Source organism: Lysinibacillus sp. UBA5994 (assembly GCF_002429725.1).
Taxonomy (GTDB): Bacteria; Bacillota; Bacilli; order Bacillales_A; family Planococcaceae; genus Lysinibacillus; species Lysinibacillus capsici.
Genome location: NZ_DJAU01000022.1, coordinates 152,003 through 172,967 on the forward strand (window position 1 = coordinate 152,003; position 20,965 = coordinate 172,967).

General features: G+C 37.0%; 24 protein-coding genes. 14 read left to right on the top strand and 10 right to left on the bottom strand.

Annotated elements, in window-relative coordinates; genetic code table 11:
* Both B3D98_RS06545 and B3D98_RS06550 read left to right on the top strand, forming a co-directional pair.
* The coding region (locus B3D98_RS06545; RefSeq protein ID WP_288581885.1) for an FAD-dependent oxidoreductase at window positions 1–973 on the top strand (973 nt) is incomplete at its 5' end.
* Between the two features lie 274 nt (window positions 974–1,247).
* Window positions 1,248–2,030: an SDR family NAD(P)-dependent oxidoreductase gene (locus B3D98_RS06550; protein WP_048391943.1), complete on the top strand. Its 783-nt coding sequence runs from the start codon at window positions 1,248–1,250 to the stop codon at window positions 2,028–2,030.
* 52 nt (window positions 2,031–2,082) lie between these two features.
* Here the strand turns inward: B3D98_RS06550 and B3D98_RS06555 are convergent, their stop codons facing one another.
* The 5 genes from B3D98_RS06555 to B3D98_RS06575 all read right to left on the bottom strand — a co-directional run bounded on the left by B3D98_RS06555 (window position 2,083) and on the right by B3D98_RS06575 (window position 7,672).
* Window positions 2,083–3,609: a tripartite tricarboxylate transporter permease gene (locus B3D98_RS06555; RefSeq protein ID WP_288581894.1), complete on the bottom strand. Its 1,527-nt coding sequence runs from the start codon at window positions 3,607–3,609 to the stop codon at window positions 2,083–2,085.
* 15 nt (window positions 3,610–3,624) lie between these two features.
* A complete protein-coding gene (locus B3D98_RS06560; RefSeq protein WP_288581897.1) occupies window positions 3,625–4,101 on the bottom strand; it encodes a tripartite tricarboxylate transporter TctB family protein in 477 nt (158 codons plus the stop codon).
* A 91-nt stretch (window positions 4,102–4,192) separates the two neighbouring features.
* Complete coding sequence (locus B3D98_RS06565) at window positions 4,193–5,212, bottom strand: tripartite tricarboxylate transporter substrate binding protein (RefSeq protein WP_048391940.1); 1,020 nt, start codon at window positions 5,210–5,212, stop codon at window positions 4,193–4,195.
* Between the two features lie 125 nt (window positions 5,213–5,337).
* Window positions 5,338–6,027 carry a response regulator gene (locus tag B3D98_RS06570; protein ID WP_048391939.1) on the bottom strand — a complete coding sequence of 230 codons (690 nt, stop codon included), beginning with the start codon at window positions 6,025–6,027 and terminating at the stop codon, window positions 5,338–5,340.
* Window positions 6,014–7,672 carry an ATP-binding protein gene (locus B3D98_RS06575; RefSeq protein ID WP_241489996.1) on the bottom strand — a complete coding sequence of 553 codons (1,659 nt, stop codon included), beginning with the start codon at window positions 7,670–7,672 and terminating at the stop codon, window positions 6,014–6,016. The genes B3D98_RS06570 and B3D98_RS06575 overlap by 14 nt, the downstream gene beginning before the upstream one ends.
* 290 nt (window positions 7,673–7,962) lie before the next feature.
* Between B3D98_RS06575 and B3D98_RS06580 the strand changes: the two genes are divergently transcribed.
* Window positions 7,963–8,409, top strand: a complete 447-nt coding sequence (locus B3D98_RS06580; RefSeq protein ID WP_279494075.1) for a CidA/LrgA family protein — start codon at window positions 7,963–7,965, stop codon at window positions 8,407–8,409.
* Window positions 8,402–9,079: an LrgB family protein gene (locus tag B3D98_RS06585; RefSeq protein WP_115673804.1), complete on the top strand. Its 678-nt coding sequence runs from the start codon at window positions 8,402–8,404 to the stop codon at window positions 9,077–9,079. Before B3D98_RS06580 ends, B3D98_RS06585 begins: the two co-directional genes overlap by 8 nt.
* Window positions 9,080–9,338: 259 nt before the next feature.
* Here B3D98_RS06585 and B3D98_RS06590 read toward each other — a convergent pair whose 3' ends face one another.
* The gene (locus tag B3D98_RS06590; protein ID WP_004224764.1) at window positions 9,339–10,808 is read right to left on the bottom strand and encodes an aminotransferase class I/II-fold pyridoxal phosphate-dependent enzyme; all 1,470 of its coding nucleotides are present in this window, start codon (window positions 10,806–10,808) and stop codon (window positions 9,339–9,341) included.
* 145 nt (window positions 10,809–10,953) lie between these two features.
* On the opposite strand from B3D98_RS06590, the gene B3D98_RS06595 reads away from it, so the two are divergent.
* Together B3D98_RS06595 and B3D98_RS06600 are read left to right on the top strand one after the other, a co-directional pair.
* Window positions 10,954–11,913, top strand: a complete 960-nt coding sequence (locus B3D98_RS06595) for an NAD(P)H-dependent flavin oxidoreductase (RefSeq protein WP_054549841.1) — start codon at window positions 10,954–10,956, stop codon at window positions 11,911–11,913.
* A gap of 20 nt (window positions 11,914–11,933) precedes the next feature.
* On the top strand, window positions 11,934–12,221 hold the full coding sequence (locus tag B3D98_RS06600; RefSeq protein WP_054549842.1) for a UPF0223 family protein: 288 nt from the start codon (window positions 11,934–11,936) through the stop codon (window positions 12,219–12,221).
* 103 nt (window positions 12,222–12,324) lie between these two features.
* Here the strand turns inward: B3D98_RS06600 and B3D98_RS06605 are convergent, their stop codons facing one another.
* Window positions 12,325–12,951, bottom strand: coding sequence for a YktB family protein (locus B3D98_RS06605; RefSeq protein WP_048394721.1), 627 nt, complete (start codon window positions 12,949–12,951; stop codon window positions 12,325–12,327).
* Between the two features lie 126 nt (window positions 12,952–13,077).
* On the opposite strand from B3D98_RS06605, the gene B3D98_RS06610 reads away from it, so the two are divergent.
* A complete protein-coding gene (locus tag B3D98_RS06610) occupies window positions 13,078–13,275 on the top strand; it encodes a hypothetical protein (protein ID WP_004224768.1) in 198 nt (65 codons plus the stop codon).
* A 212-nt stretch (window positions 13,276–13,487) separates the two neighbouring features.
* On the top strand, window positions 13,488–14,282 hold the full coding sequence (locus B3D98_RS06615; protein ID WP_054549844.1) for an inositol monophosphatase family protein: 795 nt from the start codon (window positions 13,488–13,490) through the stop codon (window positions 14,280–14,282).
* 42 nt (window positions 14,283–14,324) lie between these two features.
* On the opposite strand, the gene B3D98_RS06620 is transcribed toward B3D98_RS06615, so the two are convergent.
* Complete coding sequence (locus B3D98_RS06620) at window positions 14,325–14,510, bottom strand: DUF5325 family protein (RefSeq protein ID WP_004224770.1); 186 nt, start codon at window positions 14,508–14,510, stop codon at window positions 14,325–14,327.
* A gap of 138 nt (window positions 14,511–14,648) precedes the next feature.
* On the opposite strand from B3D98_RS06620, the gene typA reads away from it, so the two are divergent.
* The 5 genes from typA to B3D98_RS06645 all read left to right on the top strand — a co-directional run bounded on the left by typA (window position 14,649) and on the right by B3D98_RS06645 (window position 19,685).
* Window positions 14,649–16,493: a translational GTPase TypA gene (gene typA, locus B3D98_RS06625; RefSeq protein WP_054549845.1), complete on the top strand. Its 1,845-nt coding sequence runs from the start codon at window positions 14,649–14,651 to the stop codon at window positions 16,491–16,493.
* A 30-nt stretch (window positions 16,494–16,523) separates the two neighbouring features.
* Complete coding sequence (locus B3D98_RS06630; RefSeq protein WP_004224772.1) at window positions 16,524–16,922, top strand: YlaH-like family protein; 399 nt, start codon at window positions 16,524–16,526, stop codon at window positions 16,920–16,922.
* Between the two features lie 214 nt (window positions 16,923–17,136).
* Entirely contained in the window at window positions 17,137–18,129 is a 993-nt protein-coding gene (locus B3D98_RS06635) for an ABC transporter substrate-binding protein (RefSeq protein WP_048394717.1), read from the top strand.
* 1 nt (window position 18,130) lies between these two features.
* Window positions 18,131–18,898 (top strand): ABC transporter ATP-binding protein, encoded by a 768-nt coding sequence (locus tag B3D98_RS06640; protein ID WP_279494079.1) that lies wholly within the window; start codon window positions 18,131–18,133, stop codon window positions 18,896–18,898.
* Window positions 18,891–19,685: an ABC transporter permease gene (locus B3D98_RS06645; RefSeq protein ID WP_081010995.1), complete on the top strand. Its 795-nt coding sequence runs from the start codon at window positions 18,891–18,893 to the stop codon at window positions 19,683–19,685. Before B3D98_RS06640 ends, B3D98_RS06645 begins: the two co-directional genes overlap by 8 nt.
* Before the next feature lie 54 nt (window positions 19,686–19,739).
* Here B3D98_RS06645 and B3D98_RS06650 read toward each other — a convergent pair whose 3' ends face one another.
* Both B3D98_RS06650 and B3D98_RS06655 read right to left on the bottom strand, forming a co-directional pair.
* On the bottom strand, window positions 19,740–19,943 hold the full coding sequence (locus B3D98_RS06650) for a YlaI family protein (protein WP_048394712.1): 204 nt from the start codon (window positions 19,941–19,943) through the stop codon (window positions 19,740–19,742).
* Between the two features lie 11 nt (window positions 19,944–19,954).
* Window positions 19,955–20,455, bottom strand: a complete 501-nt coding sequence (locus B3D98_RS06655; RefSeq protein WP_048394710.1) for a hypothetical protein — start codon at window positions 20,453–20,455, stop codon at window positions 19,955–19,957.
* A gap of 182 nt (window positions 20,456–20,637) precedes the next feature.
* On the opposite strand from B3D98_RS06655, the gene B3D98_RS06660 reads away from it, so the two are divergent.
* Window positions 20,638–20,919 carry a YlaN family protein gene (locus B3D98_RS06660; protein WP_004224778.1) on the top strand — a complete coding sequence of 94 codons (282 nt, stop codon included), beginning with the start codon at window positions 20,638–20,640 and terminating at the stop codon, window positions 20,917–20,919.
* Window positions 20,920–20,965 lie beyond the last annotated feature (46 nt).

The window sequence follows — 20,965 nt, forward strand, 5'->3', positions numbered from 1 at the left end:
TTCTCGTCCAGTTGAAATTCCAACATTCAAATTCACTGATCGTGTATTAAATTCTACTGGTGCACTTTCTCTACAAGAAGTACCTGGTAAATTAGTTGTTATCGGTGGCGGTTATATTGGTACTGAGCTTGGATCAGCTTATGCGAACCTTGGCTCTCAAGTAACAATTATTGAAGGCGGAAAAGATATTTTAGCTGGCTTCGAAAAACAAATGACGCAAATCGTGAAAAAAGGCCTTAAAAAGAAAGGCGTTGAAATTGAAGTTAACGCATCTGCAAAAGGCGTAGAAGAAACTGAAAACGGCGTAGTAGTAACTTATGAAGTAGGCGGAGAAGAGAAAAAAGTTGAAGCTGATTACGTATTAGTTACTGTAGGACGTCGTCCAAATACAGATGAAATGGGCCTTGCTGAAATCGGAGTTGAATTCGGTGAACGTGGTCTAATCAATGTTGACAAACAATGTCGTACAAATATTCCAAACATCTATGCAATCGGTGATATCGTAGCAGGTCCACAACTTGCACATAAAGCATCTTACGAAGGTAAAGTTGCTGCTGAAGCAATTGCGGGAGAAAAATCAGTAGTTGATTATCTTGCTGTGCCGGCTGTATGTTTCACAGATCCAGAAATGGCGACAGTTGGTTACAACGAAGAACAAGCAAAAGCTGAAGGCATTGAATACACTGCAGCGAAATTCCCATTCGCAGCAAATGGTCGTGCTCTTGCATTAAACCAATCAGAAGGTTTCGTGAAACTTGTTGCTCGTAAAGAGGACGGCTTATTAATTGGTGCTCAAATCGTAGGTGCTGGTGCATCTGATATGATCGCTGAAATGGGCTTAGCAATTGAAGGCGGCATGACTGCTGAGGATATCGCATTAACAATTCACGCTCACCCAACATTAGGTGAAATTACAATGGAAACTGCTGAAGTATTACTTGGCAACCCAATCCACATTGTAGCGAAAAAATAATTTGAATAAAGGAGTGTAGATAAAGCGAGACATTCGCTTATCTACACTCTTTTTTTTAGCCAATGTTTTATATGAACAATTAATTTTTCTATTAGCTTTTTCCCGTAACAGGCTTGAATGATAATGATAAGTAATAAGTAGCTCCTCATGGAAAATATTCAATTATTATAGCTTTTAAATCGTATTTCTACCTTTTACAAGCTCCTTTGATTATTCTGAATAATCGATAAATGCTATAATGATAGCATTGTAGAAAGTAAGGGAGGATTTAATAATGGAGCTTAATTTAACGGGGAAAGTAGCAATTATAACAGGATCGAGTAAAGGAATTGGCTATTATACAGCCATGCAGCTTGTTAAAGAGGGTGCACAGGTTGTACTTTGCGCTCGTGGTGAAAAACAACTGCAAGTGGCTGCAGGATGCATAAAAAATGAAACAGGCGTAGATGTATTAATTGTTCCAACTGACATTACAAAAGAAAAAGATTGTAAGTATCTCATTGAGCGTACTGTAGAGCATTTTGGACGTGTGGATATTCTTATTAATAATGCTGGTACAGCTTCAGCGAATTCCTTTGAAACGGTGAGTAGTGAGCTGTGGCAGGCAGATTTAGATTTAAAGGTATTTGGAGCTATTCATTGTTCAAAATATGCTGCTCCATATATGCGAAAGGCTGGGGGCGGTGCAATCGTTAATGTGACTGCCGTGATGGCTAAAACTCCACCTGCAAGTTCACTTCCAACTACTGTAAGCCGTGCTGCGGGGCTTGCCTTGACAAAAGCGATGAGCAAGGATTTAGGGAAGGATAATATTCGAGTAAATTCTGTATGTATAGGGCTTATACGTAGTGATCAAATCGAAAAGAAATGGAAAAAGGAAGAACCAAATTTATCGTGGGAAGAATATTCTCGTAAAGTGGGGCAAGCAATTCCGCTGGGTCGTGTAGGTGATACGCAAGAAGCAGCAAACGTTATCACTTTTTTAGTATCTGATGCGGCGAGCTATGTTACAGGTACAGCTGTTAATATTGATGGTGGCTCTGGTCACGCATTATAGAATAGTAAAAATCCACTATACTAATAGAAGTATAGTGGATTTTTAAGAATATTTATCCTTCTTCATTAATAAGTACATTTTTACCACGTATTTTCATAATCAGTGGTATAAGTAACCAAGAAATGGCAACCACTAAAAATAGTAATGATAAAGGCTTTGTTATAAAAATAGAAAAGTCTCCATTCGAAATGGTTAATGCACGGCGCATATTATTTTCAATCATCGGCCCTAGTACTAATGCAAGTACTAATGGAGCTACTGGGTAATCATTTTTAGCAAATAGATAACCAAGTACACCACAAGCTACTAATAAAAATAAATCAAACGTGGCGAATTGTACGGCATAAACTCCAAAAATTGAAATTGCAATAATAATAGGCAATAAATATTTTTTAGGTGTTTCGATGATGTTAGCAAAAATGCGGACCAAAGGCATATTTAATGCTAATAACATTAAATTTCCAATAAACATACTGGCAATTAATCCCCAAGCAACTTGTGGATGTTCATCAAATAATAATGGACCTGGCTGAATATTATACATAATAAGTGCACCCATTAAAATAGCAGTAGTACCTGAGCCGGGAATTCCTAAAGTTAGTAATGGGATCATTGCACCGCCTGATGCAGCATTGTTCGCTGATTCAGGTCCAGCTACACCCGCAATATGACCTTTTCCAAATTGCTCGGGTGTTTTACTGAATTTTTTCTCGGTAATATAAGAAAAGAATGAGGCAAGTGTTGCGCCTGCGCCGGGTAATACGCCGATGAAAAAGCCTAATAAGGAGCCGCGAGCAATAGGAACAGCACTATCCTTTAAATCTTGCTTTGTTGGTAATACACGATTAATTTTGGCTAATTGACCATCATCTTCTTCTTTTTCAAGAATGGTTTTAAATACTTCGCCTAATGCAAATAAACCAACAGCGATGGTTAAAAATTCAATGCCAGAGAACAGCATTGGCTGACCAAATGTAAAACGTTCTATACCTGATACGGCATCAATACCAACTGTTCCGAGCATAAGCCCTAAAACAGTCATAATTAAAGCTTTGGTAATAGAACGTCCTGCTAGGCCACTTACTGCTGCAAGTCCTAATAACATCAAAGAAAAGTATTCTGCGGGTCCAAATTTAAGTGCTAATTTTGACAATGGATTAGCTAATAATATCAGACCTAGTAGTGCTACAACGCCTGCACAAAATGAGCCAATGGCCGCGATAGAAAGAGCACTTCCAGCACGACCTTGTTTAGCCATTTGATAGCCATCCAATGTTGTCACAACTGATGAGGATTCACCAGGCGTGTTTAATAGAATGGAAGTTGTTGATCCACCATACATGGCCCCATAGTATACCCCTGCAAGTAAAATAATTGAGCTGGTAGCGGCAGCCTCAGTAGGTAGTCCAGCTGTAATGGTTGCTGTAACGGGGATTAATAATGCAACTCCACTCATTGGACCTATACCTGGAAGTACACCAACTGCTGTACCAATTATGACACCAACAAGAGCGAATAAAAGGTTTTGCCATTGAAGGGCAACTGCAAATCCATCAGCTAAAAATTGCAATGTCGACATATGTTCACTCCTGTACTAAAAAATTGGGAAACTAGGCAATGACCCTCCTAGTAAACTTGTAAATAAATAATAGACGCCCAATGAAAATCCAGCTGCAATAATAATTGAATAAATAAGTTTAGTACGTTCCATTGTTTGGAAACTAATACACAAAAATAAAAATGTTGTTATCATATAGCCAATTTTTTCAAGGAAAAATACATACGCAAGAACGCTACCTAAAATAATTAAGAACTTTTTGAGCTCTGTTGAAGATATTTTAGAAGAAGTAGTTGGTCCGCCTGTGACTCGCTCTCTCACAGCTTTTTTCCATGATTCATAAAATAATTGAAGACTTAATAAACCTAAAATAATACCTAAACCTAATGGAAAAATTTTGGGACCAACTGTAGACCCATAAGCACTATCAGAAATCTGTGTTGCTTGAAAAATAAACAAAATACTAAGTGCTAAGAGGGTAATGCTAAATGTTTTATCAAATGTATAGCTCAATCGTTTTACACCTCCATTGAAAATAGATAAAGTTACACAAGTAGTTCTATATTTAATGGAAATACTTGTGCTTTTTAAAAAAAACGATTCGTTATTTTTGCATACCAAGAGCTGTTAGTAGTTCAATGATTATTTTATTTTGACTGTCTAGATAAGCTGTAAATTCTTCCGCATTACGGTATTCTGCTTGCCAGCCATTACGGGTCACCTCAGCTTGCCATTCTTTTGATTCAGACATTGCCTGTAATTTTTCAGACCAATAGGCAATCGCATCTTCACTCATATTTTTTGGACCAAAGATACCACGCCAAATTGTAAACTCCTCATCAATACCGGCTTCTTTAAAAGTAGGAACCTCTGCTAGCTCACCTTCTAAGCGTTCAGAGGAACTGACAGCTAATACACGAACATCTCCGGATTTAACATAAGTAGCAATTGTGGAGGCATCTGTTGCAATTACATCCGCATTGCCACCTAATAATGCTGTAACCGCCTCACCGCCACCATCATAAGAAACATATTTAATTGTTTTTAAGTCAATCCCCGCTTTATAAGCCGGGATAATTCCTACTAGATGATCCATCGAACCTGGTGCAGACCCACCTGCTAATGTGACATCTTTTGGTGAAGTTTTCATGGCATTTAAAACATCTGCAAGCGTTTGGAAAGGAGAATCCTTTCTAACAACGATTGCGCCATAGTCCCGTGTTAATTGTGCTAAAGGTGTAGTATCCTTATAGCCAAATTTACTATTTCCTTCAGCCTTTTCATGATTTATAAGGATCGGTGGTGATTTAACCATTAACATATAATCATTATTGGCTTCCTTTGTAGCAAATGTTGCCATGAAGGCAGCACCACCACCACCTGGCTTATTCTCAACTTGAATCGCCTTATCAATCAACCCAGTATCACTCATTGTTTTTGCTACTGCACGAGCCGTTAAATCCCAGCCACCACCAGCACCTGATGGAGCAACAATGGTAATATTACTTTTTGGATAATCACTGGCATTCTTTCCCTCTGTTTTTTCTCCATTTGATGCTGAACAGCCAACCAAACTAGTAAATAGTAAGCCAGCTACCATTATTTTAGAAATGTTCCTCCACATAAAAATCCCCCTTAAAAATAAAATGGTAGCGCTATCAATTTAGCGCTACCCATACTATAACTTACTTCTCAATTTTGGAAATATTGTGATAATAATGTGGATTAACATCATTTTGTTCATAAAGTTTATGTGGAAATAAAGTATCGTCGTTCAGGACGCCCAACTGTACCATAAGTCAGTTCGGTATAGACCTGCTTTTGTGTAACTAAAAATTCTAAATAACGACGAGCGGTGGAACGGCTGACACCTATATTCTTTCCCAACAGCTCAGCTGTACTACCATTCTCCATTATACTTAAATGGTTGATAACATGATTCATTGTTGTTGGATCTATCCCTTTTGGTAATAATAACGGTGTTTCTTGAAGGGGGGATGAACCTGCTTTTGGCCAAAGGTATTGAATTTTTTCATGTGTAAATTTCTCATTATTTTTCAGCAATAGATACTTGTAACGGAATTTTTCTATACTCTCTTTTAGCTGTTCGAATGTAAATGGCTTTAAAATGTAATCAGTAACATTTTTCTGATAAGCTTTCTGTACTATATGTGCCTCTGTAGCTGCGGTAATCAAAATAATACTACTTGTTGGGCTCACTTCTTGGATTTTATCAATTAAATCTACTCCCAGTATATCTGGCAAAAAGACATCGAGCAATATAAGGTGTGGTGAAAATGATTGAAGCCAATCTAAAGCTTCTTCTCCCGTACTTGCCCGTGCAATTACTGTAAAGCCTTCAATTTTTTCTAAAAAACGACAATGTACATCTGCTACACGTACATCATCTTCAATTACTAGCACTTCAATATTGTTCATGGATCATAGTCCCCCTTTTGCTAATAGATACGATAAATAGGGCACCTCCTAAATCTCCTTCTTCAAGAGCAAGAGTACCGTTTAAATCTTGGATACTGGAAATGACTTTCCTTAATCCATAGCCTCGATGCTTACTATCTTTCGTAGAAATATTTTCTGAAAATAGCACGTCTAGTTTTTCTTGTGCAAAACCTTGTCCCGAGTCCTCAACCTCAAAGATGATTTCCTCTCCATTATCAAATATAAAAAGTCTAATAATTGGCTGTCGCTCTTTGTTTTTTTCAACCTCTTCAAAAGCATTGGTTAATAAATTTCCAATAATAGAAATAATTAAGCTTTTTTCGATGCTTTCAGGGAATGTTTCTAAATAACTATCCTCATCAAAAATCAACTTGATTTTTAATTCACGTGCACGATTAAAAAATCCGATAATTAAACCATTTAAAAATGGGTCCTTTACACGCTTTGTTATAAATTGGGTTAGAGAAGAATGTCCTTGTACCTCTTTATGAATAATAGATAGTGCTTCATCAGATGCATTTAATTGAATAAGGCCTGATATTGTGTAAAGGACATTATTAAACTCATGTGTTTGAGCACGTAAAGCTTCCGTATATTGCTTTACTTGTGATAATTCGATAGCCATTTGTTCTATTTCTGATTGTAATCGGAAACTTGCAACTGCGCCGACAACTTTACCATTCACCTTCATAGGTACACGGTTAACAATAATTTCATGACCATTAACAATCATCAATTTATCAAGTTGTTTTTCACCCTTCATTAATACGTTAAGCAGATGTGTGTTTGGTATATGCTGTTCGATATTATCGCCCATGATAGAAGCTGAATCCGTTAAATGTAAGATTTTCGCGGCAGCATTGTTTAGGGTCGTAATTTCACCTTTCTGATTTACCGTAATAATAGCTTCACGAACTGATTCAATTAAAGTATTTTTTTCTGTTAATAGACTGGCAATTTCACTTGGCTCCAGATTAAAAATTTGCTTTTTAATGTTTCGGGATAAAAAAATAGAGCCGATAATACCAATGCCTAGTGCAATAACCATCGTATAAAAAATATTATCAAGGTATAAAAAATATAAGCGATCTAATTCACTTGTTAAGTAACCAATTGAAACAACACCAATAATCGATCCATTTGAGTCTAAGATAGGTGCTTTCCCACGAATGGATTGTCCCATTGAACCATTTGCAATGGAAATATAAGACTCACCGTTGATTAATGCTCGGTCATTATCATCTCCGACCATCGATTTACCAATACGGTCAGCGATAGGATGGGTGTAGCGTATACCATTTTTATCTCCTATTACAACATAAGTAGCTTTTGCAGCAAGCATAATCTCTTTGCTAATTTTTTGCAGACTTTCGGAAGGGTTATTTGTATGAAACGCTTCAATTACATCACCCCTGCTAGCCGTTGTTTCCGCCAAATATAGTGCCCGGTTTCCAATTTGTGTTTGCAATGCATCAGATATGGTCATATAAAAGAGGATGCCTGCTAAAATAACAATAATAAAAATTAAAAAACTGCTGTAATAGGCAAAGCGGGCTTGGAGTGTTAATGTTTTAAAGAAAATAGTGAATCCCACCTTTGTGTTTATTCTAGAAATTTTAGTCATTGATAATACTAGTAATCTTTTGTAATTTTCGATTATATAAAAAAATTTCGAAATTTGCTAGATGATCATTAAAAAAGTGATTTGAAGTGGATAGGCACAATATAAAAAAGTTGATAAGTCATAATGATAAAAAGTAAAATCATGAAGTTCTTGTAGAATAGGACTTTTAATACTGTTTCATAGAATTGCTTGGATATTTCTGTATTTGATTATTATTTTTCTAAAATTACAATAGACAGAAAATTCCTACAGATGTAGAATGAACGATATAGGGGGTGAAAAGTGGCGAAATGTTGAACGAAAATTTTGCTACGTTGTTGTTACGAGCTGTTCGGATTATTGTGCAAATCGGTATACTTACTATTTTCTATTACATGGGGGTTGGTTTTGTTTCTTATCTGCACATACCTCTTCCAGGAAGCGTTATTGGCTTACTTTTATTAGCACTTTCACTCAATTTTAAAATTATTAAGGTCGAATATATACAAGATGGAGCAGGTTTTTTAATTGGCATCTTAACGTTGTTTTTCATTCCAGCAACTGTAGGTGTTATTGATTATCCAGAGCTCATGACATTCACTGGTCTGCTCATCATTTTAGCAGTTATTGCTAGTACATTAATCTCTATTTATGTAACAGGATTGCTGACACAACTCATTGAAAAAAGAGAACTGGCCAAAAAAGAAAGCTCAAAGCCTAATGTGGAAGAAGGAAAGGGGGAATTAACTGTTGATTGAAGTAACGGTTGTCCTTAGCACCATCATCATGTTTATTTTATTTACAAAGCTCTATCAACGATTTCCTCATCCTATCATGATTCCCTTGGTCACGACTACGATTGTCAGTGCAATGATTTTACTTGTATTTGATATTCCTTATTCAACTTATATGCAAGGTGGGGAATGGCTTCAGAAAATGCTTGGGCCTGCTGTTGTGGCACTTGCATATCCTCTCTATAATCAACGAGCTATTATTATGAAATATAAGTATTCTATTTTATCAGGACTTCTAATCGGCATGATAACAGGCTTAGTGACAATTTTTGTGTTACTAAAATGGATCGGTGTAGAACCTAGCTGGATGCTGACAGCCTTACCTAAATCGTTAACAACGCCTGTTGGAATGCAGGTGAGCGAAACGATTGGGGGCATTCCTCCTTTAACGGCTGTTTTCGTCATGATTGCAGGGTTTGTAGGGGCCATTATCGGACCATTAGTCATTAAGTATGGCAAAATTGACTCTGCCGTGAGTAGGGGAGTGGCAGTAGGAAGTGCCTCACATGGGGTAGGTCTTGTGAAATTAAGAGAATATGGGGAACAGGAATTATCAGTTGGTTCCTTATCAATGGGCTTAACGGCTATTATCGGAGCCTTCTTCTGCCCTTTATTTGTGTATTTATTTTTATAATAGAATGGTGCTTTATAGAAAAAGGAGCTGTCTCAAAAAAGATAGGAAACAACCCTTTTGTTTTAAATAAATCATTATTTCTAGAAGCAATTATTCATTGTGAAAATGAAATGAAAAAAACTTCAGATAATATTCTATTATAACTATTTTGTAATGATGAGAATGTTTTCTGGTTGTGTTCAACAAGAAGAATATACTCACATCTGTATTTATAAATATAAAAGCTAACCCTTCATATTGAAGAGCTAGCTTTTATTTTTTAGAAAATTGGCTTACGTTCTTTGATAACACGAATTGTTTTTAATGTTGTATCCTCTGGTCCTTGAACGGGTAAACCTGCTTCAATATTCATTTGAATATAATGAATATTTTCTTGAGTAATTATTTCCCCGGGAATAAAAATAGGAATCCCGGGAGGATACACCATAATAAATTCTGCACAAATACAGTTATCTGCTTCTGCAAGGGGAACGACTTCTGTATCTGCATAAAAAGCATCACGTGGAGACATGGCAAGAGCTGGGATTTCTGGCACATTTACCAAAGCCTCTGTTATAGCTGCTTCAGAATCAAATGCTTTTGACATACGAGTTAACGCATTTATTAAAAGATTAATTTCCTTTTTTGTATCTCCTAAAGTCACTAAACATAAGATATTATAAAGGTCAGACAATTCGACTTCAATATTGGCATTATAACGCAACCATTCCTCAGCTCGATGACCAGAAATACCTAAATCTTTCACACTAATCAGAAGTTTTAATGGATCCATATCATAAGTTGCAGAAGAATGTAACTTTTCCTTACCTGCACACTTTAAATGTGGTATTTGATTGATGCGTTTACGAGCATCCTTTGCTAAACGTAATGCATCGTCAATTAAATCGTATCCATGAATGGCTAACTGACGTCGAGCTGTGTCAAGTGAAGCAAGTAATGGATAGGATGTCGATGTAGTTGTTAACATAGAAAATACAGCTTGTACACGTTTTGCAGAAACAAGACCCTCACGTACATTTAAAATAGACGTTTGTGTCATGGAGCCACCAAGCTTATGAACGCTTGTTGCTGCCATGTCAGCACCTGCTTCCATAGCTGAATATGGAAGGTCATCATGGAATTTTATGTGTACACCATGCGCTTCATCTACTACTACCGGAATATTACGGTCATGAGCAATCTCCACAATACGCTTTAAATCAGCTGTAAAGCCAAAATATGTTGGATTAATAACAAGTACTGCCTTTGTATCTGGGTAAGCATTTAATGCTTTTTCAACAGCTTCAGGGGATATGCCATGAGAAATCCCATATTCGCTGTCAACTTCAGGATGAATAAAAATTGGAATGGCACCAGCGAATACAATCGCCGACATAATAGATTTATGAACATTCCGTGGCACTAGAATTTTATCACCTGGACCGACGACGGTCAGAATCATCGTCATGATGGCGCCACTAGTACCTTGAACGGAAAAGAATGTATGATCAGCACCAAAGGCTTCAGCTGCTAAGTTTTGCGCTTCTTTTATAGCACCCTTTGGTGAATGTAAATCGTCTAGTGGAGCAATATTAATTAAATCAATTGATAAAACGTTGTCGCCGACGAATTCTCGGAAAGCAGGATCCATTCCTTGCCCTTTCTTATGGCCTGGAATATGGAACTGAATGGGATGTCTGTTCCGATGTTTTAATAATACGTCGAACAATGGAGTCTCTAATTGTGACAACGCAGGTACCACCTCACTTTATAATATCTAAGAAAACAAATGAATTATAGCACCTAACGACACGAAAAAATAGGCTTTTCCTAAAAAATAAAAGGATTTTTTTCAGGATACCGAGAAAATAGTATTGAACGAAAGGGGAGGTACTATGAATTGGAATACACGTGTGACGGATCTTTTACAGGTTAAATATCCAATTATTCAAGGGGGATTAGCCTATTTAGCATATGCTGATTTAGCCGCAGCTGTGTCGAATGCTGGTGGTTTAGGGCAAATAACGGCTATGAGTTTACGAGATCCTGAATTATTACGAGCAGAAATCCATAAGGTACGAACATTAACAGATAAACCATTTGGCGTAAATTTTGCGATTGGCATGCATGGTAAAGGCTATGAGGATATGGTGCGCGTTGCAATCGAAGAAGAAGTTCCAGTTGTTACAATGACAGGGGGAAATCCAGCGCCTATATTTAATTTACTGGCAGGCACAGCTATAAAAAAATTAGTCCTTGTAGCTGCTCGTAGACAAGCTCAAAAGGCTGAACAGCTTGGAGCAGATGCTGTAATGGTTGTGGGTCAAGAGGGTGGCGGTCATCTTGGGCGTGATGATGTCGGTACAATGGTTCTTGTTCCCCAGGTGGTTGATAGTGTTAGTATTCCTGTCATTGCTTCAGGTGGAATTGGTGATGGACGCGGCTGGATGGCTGCTCAAGCATTGGGAGCTGAAGGCATTGAAATGGGCACTCGTTTTATAGCAACACGAGAGTGTGTTGATGCTTCTGAGGCTTATAAAGAGGCACTAGTTGCAAGTACTGAGGCAGATACAACCATTATTAAGCGCTCAATTGGTGCGCCGGCTCGTGCATTACGCAATGACTTTACTACAAAGATTTTGGAAATTGAGGAAAAAACACCAACATATGAGGCGTTGAAAGAATATATAAGTGGTTCAGCAAATAAACGCTTTATTTATGATGGTGATAAGGAACAGGGTTTTGGCTGGGCTGGACAAGTGACTGGAATGATTCACGATATCCCAACCGTTGATGACCTTATTAAGCGAATGGTTGCAGAAGCTGAAAGTATACGGTTAAAATGGGGGCAATAACGTAAAGGTGGTTTTGTCGAATGGAATACTCTTATCCGTTTTCAACTGATTGGTCCACAGAGGAGATTGTGGATGTTGTTCAATTCTTTGAGGGAATTGAGAAAGCTTATGAAAAAGGCATCAAGCGTGAAGTTATGCTAGCTAAATATCGACGCTTTAAAGAGATTGTTCCTTCCCAAGCAGAGGAAAAATCAATTTTTCGCGAATTTGAAGAGGCGAGTGGCTACATTAGCTATCCAGTTGTAAAACAAACAAAGGAAGCCGAAGATGGGATGATTATAAAAGTTACCCCAAGAAATGGCCATTAAAAAAAGTGGATGTGAAATCAACTCACATCCACTCTTTATTTTTTTGTGTTAAAAAACGACATATTGCATAAACTACATCAATAAAAAACTTTATAAGGTTAGCTTATTTTCCAACAATAATGTTGTAAAGAGGAAGTAAGCTGTTAAATGTGTCTTCTGTTAATTGATGTAATTCGCTTGCTGTTAGTTTGGTTGCTTGTTCTTTTGGAATATGACGGCCAATTAAAAACTCACCCTTTTTGACATCTCGTAGGCGAATAAGCATTTCTTCAAGCTTGTCTTCTTTTGCCACTTCGAGAGAAACGGCCTCAGGGGACATATGATCTCCTGACACGATAAAATCATCTGGAAGCTGCTCAATTAAAGATTTATGAGCTAGTAAACGCTCAGCCATAACATTTTTTTGAGGCGCTTCATAAATAATAGCTAAGACGATGAATAAATGTGTGTGCCATAGACCAATCTGAAAGTGAGGCAATGATTTATAACCTCTTTTATAAGGGGCGAAGGCAACCCAACTATCTTTTGGAGGGTTAACAGTTCTTCGAGCATGTTTAGCCACATGCGGGAAGAATTCTTCACCTAATTGGCTAGAGAAAAATGCAGAAAAATCTTCACCTAGCTGATTGAATTTTGGACGTACATGTAAATTTAAAGCATCCATTCTTTGTTCTAAACCGTCTATTGTAAAAACCTTAAAGTCTTTGTTTGTCCACTTTATTTTTGGCAATTTTATTTTACTCCTTTCGTTTTATAAGGTTTATTTTACGCTGAATTTGGGAAAAAATCTTATAACAAGAACTTTATCAAATGAGTAAAGTTTTTGTAAAAAAATTAAAAAAAGGAAGTGTTTTTTATGAAACCATTCGTAAAAATTATACGTAAAGTTGACATTGAAAAGCAATATGAACACATTTTACAATTAGAATTAGATTATGAATTAGCTTCACTTTTTGCAGCAATGAATGAAAAAAATGACATGGAAATTGAAAAAAGTAAAAAACGTCTGGCAGAAATTCAGATGGAACTTGAAAGTTTGCACGCCTATGCGTAATCAAAATCTAATACCCATTTAAAAAATCACTTGCTGAATATTCCGACAGCAGGTGATTTTTATTGTGACAAAGGGTAAAATAGAAATTATATCATAAGGTAGTACTAGGTTTTATATAGCAAAAGTTGTGAAGTAGTGGGAAAAGGTATCATAAACATACGAGAGCGATTAATATAGAAGGCCTTTTCTTATATTCGAAGGGTGGGTTATGAGTGGATTTACAACAAATTGATAAATTTGCAAAAGATATTATTTTTGAAGCTGGGCGACGTATTCGAGAGGCTTTTTCGTATAATCTAGTAATTGAGACAAAATCAGGTGCAAATGACCTCGTTACCAATATTGATCGAGAGACGGAGTTATTCTTTATTGAGCAAATTAAAGCCTTTGATCCAACCCACAAAATTCTAGGGGAAGAAGGAATGGGCGAACAGGTTAAATCACTAGATGGTGTAGTTTGGATTATTGATCCAATTGATGGAACGATGAATTTTGTTAAACAGCATCGCCATTTTATGATTTCAATCGGTATTTTTGTCAATGGCGTAGGAAAGTTAGGTTACATATTTGATGTCATGCGGGAGGATTTATTTAGTGCCATCAAGGGGCAAGGGGCATGGTATAATGATTCACCATTGCGTAAACTACAGTCTGTTACAATGGAGGAGTCTGTCATTGGCATAAATGCACATTGGGTCGCACCTAATCGACATATTCACCATGAAAAGGTGATAGATATGGTTCGTAAAGTTCGCGGTACACGGTCCTATGGCTCCGCAGCAATGGAAATTGCATTTGTTGTAAGTGGCAAATTAGATGCCTATGTCTCTATGCGTTTAGCACCATGGGATATTGCAGGAGGGACCATCATTGCTCAGGAAGTTGGAGCAGTTGCTACAAATCTACATGGTGAAGGCTTTGATTTCCTTCATCAGGATACATTTATTATTGCTAATCCCGCTATTCATAAAGAATTATTAGAAAAATATATAGTGCCATATGAATAAAAAGGAGCCGTCTATTTATTAGACAGCTCCTTTTTATGTTCTTTAAAGTAATCCTTGCGCACGTAGTTTACGCTTCATTTTAAAGGCTGTCATGAAAATGACACAAGTAGCCACAATACCAGCTATTACACCAAATACATTACTAGCTGCAACAGAGTAGCCGATAGAACACATTGCTAATACAGCTGCCAATGCATAGATGGCCATTACGATTTTTGCACGATTCATAGCCTAGCCTCCTATATAAAAAATTTGTCGATCAAATATATTTTTTAGAATGATGGAAATTCTAATAAGGACATTTCTATCCTTCTTGTGCTATAATATCACAGTTAAACATTCGAAAAAAGAATATGGAGTGGAATAATGACAAACTTACGTCAAGATCTTCGCAATATCGCAATTATCGCCCACGTTGACCATGGTAAAACTACTTTAGTCGACCAATTATTAAAACAATCAGGTACATTCCGTTCAAACGAACATGTTGAAGAACGTGCAATGGACTCTAATGATATTGAACGCGAACGTGGTATTACAATTTTAGCAAAAAATACTGCAGTAAACTATAACGGAACTCGTATTAACATCCTTGATACGCCTGGACACGCCGACTTCGGTGGTGAGGTAGAACGTATTTTAAAAATGGTAGATGGCGTTTTACTAGTTGTCGATGCGTATGAGGGTTGTATGCCGCAAACACGCTTTGTACTGAAAAAAGCGTTGGAACAAAAGTTAACACCGATTGTAGTTGTAAACAAAGTTGATAAAGATTCAGCTCGTCCTTTAGAAGTAGTAGATGAAGTATTAGAATTATTCATCGAGCTAGGCGCTGATGATGATCAATTAGATTTCCCTGTTGTGTATGCATCAGGTGTAAACGGTACAGCTTCTCTTGATGCTGATCCAGCAAAACAAGAAGAAAATATGCAATGTCTATTTGAAAAGGTAATTGAAGCAATTCCTGCACCAGTAGACAACTCAGCAGATCCATTACAATTCCAAGTGGCATTACTTGACTACAATGATTATGTTGGTCGTATTGGGATTGGACGCGTATTCCGCGGAACAATTGAAGTAGGGCAACAAGTTGCTTTAATGAAGTTAGATGGGACTGTGAAACAATTCCGTGTAACAAAACTATTTGGTTTCTTTGGTTTAAAACGTGAAGAAATCCAATCAGCAAAAGCTGGTGACTTAATTGCTGTTTCAGGTATGGAAGACATCAACGTTGGGGAAACAGTATGTCCGGTGGAACATCAAGAAGCTTTAACACCATTACGTATAGACGAGCCAACATTACAAATGACTTTCTTAGTGAATAATTCACCGTTTGCAGGTCGTGAAGGGAAATGGGTAACTGCTCGTAAAGTAGAAGAGCGTTTACGTTCACAACTTCAAACGGACGTATCTCTACGTGTAGAAGATACAGATTCACCAGATGCATGGACGGTTTCTGGACGTGGTGAGCTACATTTATCAATTCTTATTGAAAATATGCGCCGTGAAGGCTTTGAACTACAAGTATCAAAACCTCAAGTTATCATTCGTGAAATTGATGGTGTAAAATGTGAACCATTTGAACGTGTACAAATTGATGTTCCAGAAGAAAATGTAGGTTCGGTTATTGAATCGATTGGTACGCGTAAAGGTGAAATGTTGGATATGGTGAACAATGGCAATGGCCAAGTACGTTTAACATTCCTTGTTCCTGCCCGTGGTTTAATTGGATATACAACAGAATTCATGTCTATGACGAAAGGTTTTGGTATCATTAACCATACATTCGATTGTTACCAACCATATATTCCAGGCCGTATTGGTGGACGTCACCAAGGTGTTCTTGTATCCATGGAAACTGGTAAATCGACAACTTATGGTATGATGCAAGTAGAGGACCGTGGTACACTATTTGTTGAGCCAGGTACTGAAATTTATGAAGGTATGATTGTTGGTGAAAATACACGTGATAATGATATCACTGTAAACATAACAAAAATGAAGCAAAAAACGAATGTTCGTTCTGCGACAAAAGATGCAACAAACGTTATTAAAAAGCCGCGTCTATTAACACTAGAAGAAGCATTAGAGTTCTTAAATGATGATGAGTATTTAGAAATCACTCCAGAATCTATTCGCCTTCGTAAACAAATTCTAGATAAAAATGAACGTGAAAGAATAGCGAAAAAACTAAAAAACGCTGAACAATAATTTTTTGCTTCCACGAAAGGAAGAGGAGTCTTGGATCTGAAGTCCGCTTTATTGGGTGAACTAAATGTTATTCAAGTTGCTGCACAGACAGGTACAGATGAAACAACACGAGTTTATGGGAGAATGGCTGGTATCACTAGATTTTTATATGAAAATTTACCAAGCTATGAAATAGCAGGTTATGTTGTATTTCTTCTTGTATTTGTACTTTCTGCCATTGTCTATAAACTAGGCTTTGCCAAGAAATTAAAGTTATCTCAAAATATTATTATTTATGCGTTCCTATTTTTAGGTTGTATCATGCTTACATTCTTCGCCCTATTCTTACCAATGATTGAAGGTCTGATTGTAGCGGCCTTAATTCTAATTGTCTATAAAACAAGGCTATGGCGTGAAAAAAGAGAAGAGCAACAAGCTACCAATCAATAACAATTACGTACTTTATAATAAGAACTTTTTATCTGTTATAAACAGTCTTAGCGGTTTTAATGCTAAGGCTGTTTTTTTGTATGTTTCCCCTGTAGTCAAGCTGAAGAAACACCCGCACTCTACACAAATTAAAAAATGATAGGCACCGAAATCTTCTTATGTGAATAAGTTAATGTCGATAGGCTTATTTTCAACACATCAAGGAGGAAAGGGAATGCGTTGGCTTACAAGAGGTTTATTATTAGGTGTCATTGCTTTGTTACTCCTTTCTTTGACGGCATGTAATAAAGCAGAGCTAGAAAAAGTCAAAGTAGGAGAAGTAACTCGTTCGATTTTCTATGCGCCTCAATATGTAGCACTTGAGAAAGGTTTCTTCGAGGAGGAGGGTCTTTCTGTTGAGCTACAAACGATTGCAGGTGGCGATAAAACGATGACGGCGTTACTGTCAGATGGAATTGATATAGCTTTAGTTGGGTCGGAGACGTCTATTTATGTCACTTTACAAGGTGCAAATGATCCCATTCAGAATTTTGCACAGTTAACACAAACGGATGGTACCTTTTTAGTGGCAAGAGATAAGATAGATAATTTTTCGTGGGATCAATTGAAGGGCTCAACGTTTTTGGGGCAACGTAAAGGTGGAATGCCACAAATGGCAGGTGAATTCGTGCTGAAAAAACATGGCATCGACCCTGTAAATGATTTAACGCTCATTCAAAATATTGATTTTGCCAACATTGCTACTGCTTTTGCATCAGGTACTGGTGACTATGTTCAATTATTTGAACCTACTGCGAGTGTCTTTGAGAAAGAAGGAAAAGGTTATATTGTAGCTTCGTTTGGAACGGAGTCTGGTAATCTTCCTTACACGTCCTTTATGGCTAAAAGTAGTTATTTAAAGGATGAAGCTTCAACTGTTCAAGCCTTTACAAATGCATTGAAACGAGCACAGGATTTTGTGCAAAATGAAAGTGCTGCTGAAGTAGCAAAGATTATTCAACCGTATTTTGAAAATGTAGATATAGAGATAATTGAAACGGTAATTGAGCGATATAAAGCACAAGGCTCTTATGCTACTGACCCAATCCTTGATGAAGGAGAGTGGGATAACTTGCAAACAATTATGGAGGAAGCAGGTGAACTTCCTCAACGAGTGGAGTATGAAAAACTTGTGAACACTACTTTTGCCAAAAAGGCTGCTGAGTAATATGGAATTTTTACAGCTGGAGAATATTCACCATAGTTATTTTTCAAGTACACAGGCAAAGGAAGTATTACGTGATATCAGTTTAGCCATTCATGAAGGAGAGTTTGTTTCGTTTATTGGGCCGAGTGGCTGCGGTAAAACCACATTATTATCAATTATTGCAGGATTATTCCCTGCCACTGAAGGCAATGTTTATATAGATGGTGAAAAGCTATCAGCAAGTAATCAATCAAGCATTGGCTATATGCTTCAGCAGGACTATTTATTTCCTTGGAAGACCATTGAAGAAAACGTCACAATAGGATTGAAAATAATGGAAAAAAGTCATAAAACACATAAAGTAACGGCCAATGCGTTATTACAGGAAGTAGGATTACCGCATGTGGGGAACAATTACCCTCGAGAATTATCAGGAGGTATGCGGCAACGTGTGGCCCTTGCTCGTACCTTAGCTGTAAATCCTAAAATTTTATTATTAGATGAACCATTTTCAGCGTTAGATTATCAGTCGAAATTAAAGCTTGAGGATTTAGTGGTGGAAACATTAAAAACTTATAAAAAGACTGCTATTCTTGTGACACATGATATTGGTGAAGCAATCGCAATGAGTGAGCGCGTAGTTCTATTTTCTGCAAACCCAGGGGCAGTTCACAAAGTGTTTGAAATACCTGAAGCCCTTAATGAACTATCACCTTTTGATGTAAGACAGCATCCAGCCTATGCAGATATTTTCCAAACTATTTGGAAGGAGCTGGAGAGCCTTGGATAATACATTATTTAAGCAATATCAGCAATTGTTAAAAAAAGAAAAACGCTATGTTCGAATATATCAGCTTATTATTTTACTGCTATTCTTTGGTGGATGGGAGCTGCTTTCAAGATTAGAATGGATTGATCGGTTAATTTTTAGCTCGCCAACTCATGTATGGCATACATTTATTGAGAAAGTCATTGACGGTTCTTTAACATTGCATGTGAGTGTTACATTAATGGAGACCGTAATTGGCTTTTTAGCGGGGACTTTATTAGGAACATTGATAGCTGTTGTCTTGTGGTGGTCCCCGTTACTATCAAAAGTACTCGATCCCTATCTAGTAATTTTAAACGCGATGCCAAAAGTAGCACTTGGTCCGATTTTGATTGTTGCACTCGGCCCAGGTTATTTTTCTATCATAGCTATGGGTGCATTAATATCCATCATTATAACAACGATTGTTGTATATACGGCATTTAAAGGTGTCGATCCGAATTATAGTAAGGTTTTACAAACCTTTGGAGCGACAAGATGGCAAATCTTTCGTGAGGTCATTTTGCCAGCCTCATTTCCTACAATCATTTCGACCTTGAAAGTGAATGTTGGCTTATCATGGGTAGGGGTTATTGTAGGGGAATTTTTAGTAGCTTCAAAAGGACTTGGTTATTTAATTATCTATGGCTTCCAAGTATTTAATTTTAACCTTGTCCTTATGTCACTTCTGATCATTGCCTTTTTTGCTACCATTATGTATCAAGTTGTAGAATTAGTTGAAAAAACGATTATTAAAAATAATGGATAGTATAAAAAAGAGGTGTCTCAAAATAGAGGCACCTCTTTTTAATCTGTTCTTTAGTTAAAATTCTTTATCCATTTGGGGTGAAGTACGATAAAAACGGAAATTGCCTGTTTCCATTCGTGCTACAGTATTTTCCGAAATGCGATCATGACAAATATCGCACATATAAGTATGAATTGGTCGATTACGCAATTTTTTTGCTAAAGGTAAATTATCATCTAAATTATGAATCGTATCGCAAATAACGCATTTAACGCGCATTGCATTCCCTCCTATTCAGCGCGAATGGCTGATACGTTTTTAATAGGATTGTCAATATTTGAACCGTCTCTTAGTAATACATGGATGGGACCGTCTTCTAAAAGAGGCTTACCGTCTTGGCTATATTTTAAAATAAGTGTATAAGCTTCTTCAATTGTGAAAGGATATTCTTCGCCATCTTTGCAAGTTAAGACGATTTTTGTCGCTTCTGGTTTAATTTCAGCATTCTTCAAGAAGTGACTTAATTCGATACCAAATGTACCTGTCTCCATTCCTTTACGGTCAAATTTCCTTTCTGATTTTAATGTAGGTGGGAATGTTGCTCCTTCCATAATTTCACGTGACCAGTGTGCTCCTACTTCACGCATATATTTGACGTCAGCATCTTCCTCAACATTTTGAGTAGTGAAGTAAGTGTTTAAATCTAATTTACGATCATCGAAAATCCACACAGTAGGATCTAATGTTAGTTGGTATGTGACTGCACCTGTGATAGGAATTATTGTTTCCATAATAGAAATCCTCCTCAAATCTTGTATATCCATGACATAGTATAACGCTAATGCCTAGAGATAATAAAGAAATATAATTCGAATTCTCTATTTTCCAATGAAGACACTTGCATTTTTATCGACTAAAAGATAAACTTTATTAAGATAGAATCGAAGAAATATCAGATAATGGGGGCGTCCTCATGGATACGAAATCACAAACTTCTTTTCAAGAGAAGGCTTTGGAGCTATTAGTTGCTGATGCAGATAAGATTGCTCGCCTTATTCGAGTACAAATGGATCATTTAACAATGCCACAATGCCCTTTATATGAGGAAGTATTAGATACACAAATGTTCGGTCTATCACGTGAAATTGACTTTGCTGTGAAGCTTGGATTGATTGAACGTGAAAAAGGCAAAGAAATTCTCGATTCACTCGAGAAGGAACTTTCTGTACTACACGACGCGTATACAGACAAATAAAAAGAAAAACTCAAACGCTTCTTTGCGCTTTGAGTTTTTTTACTAG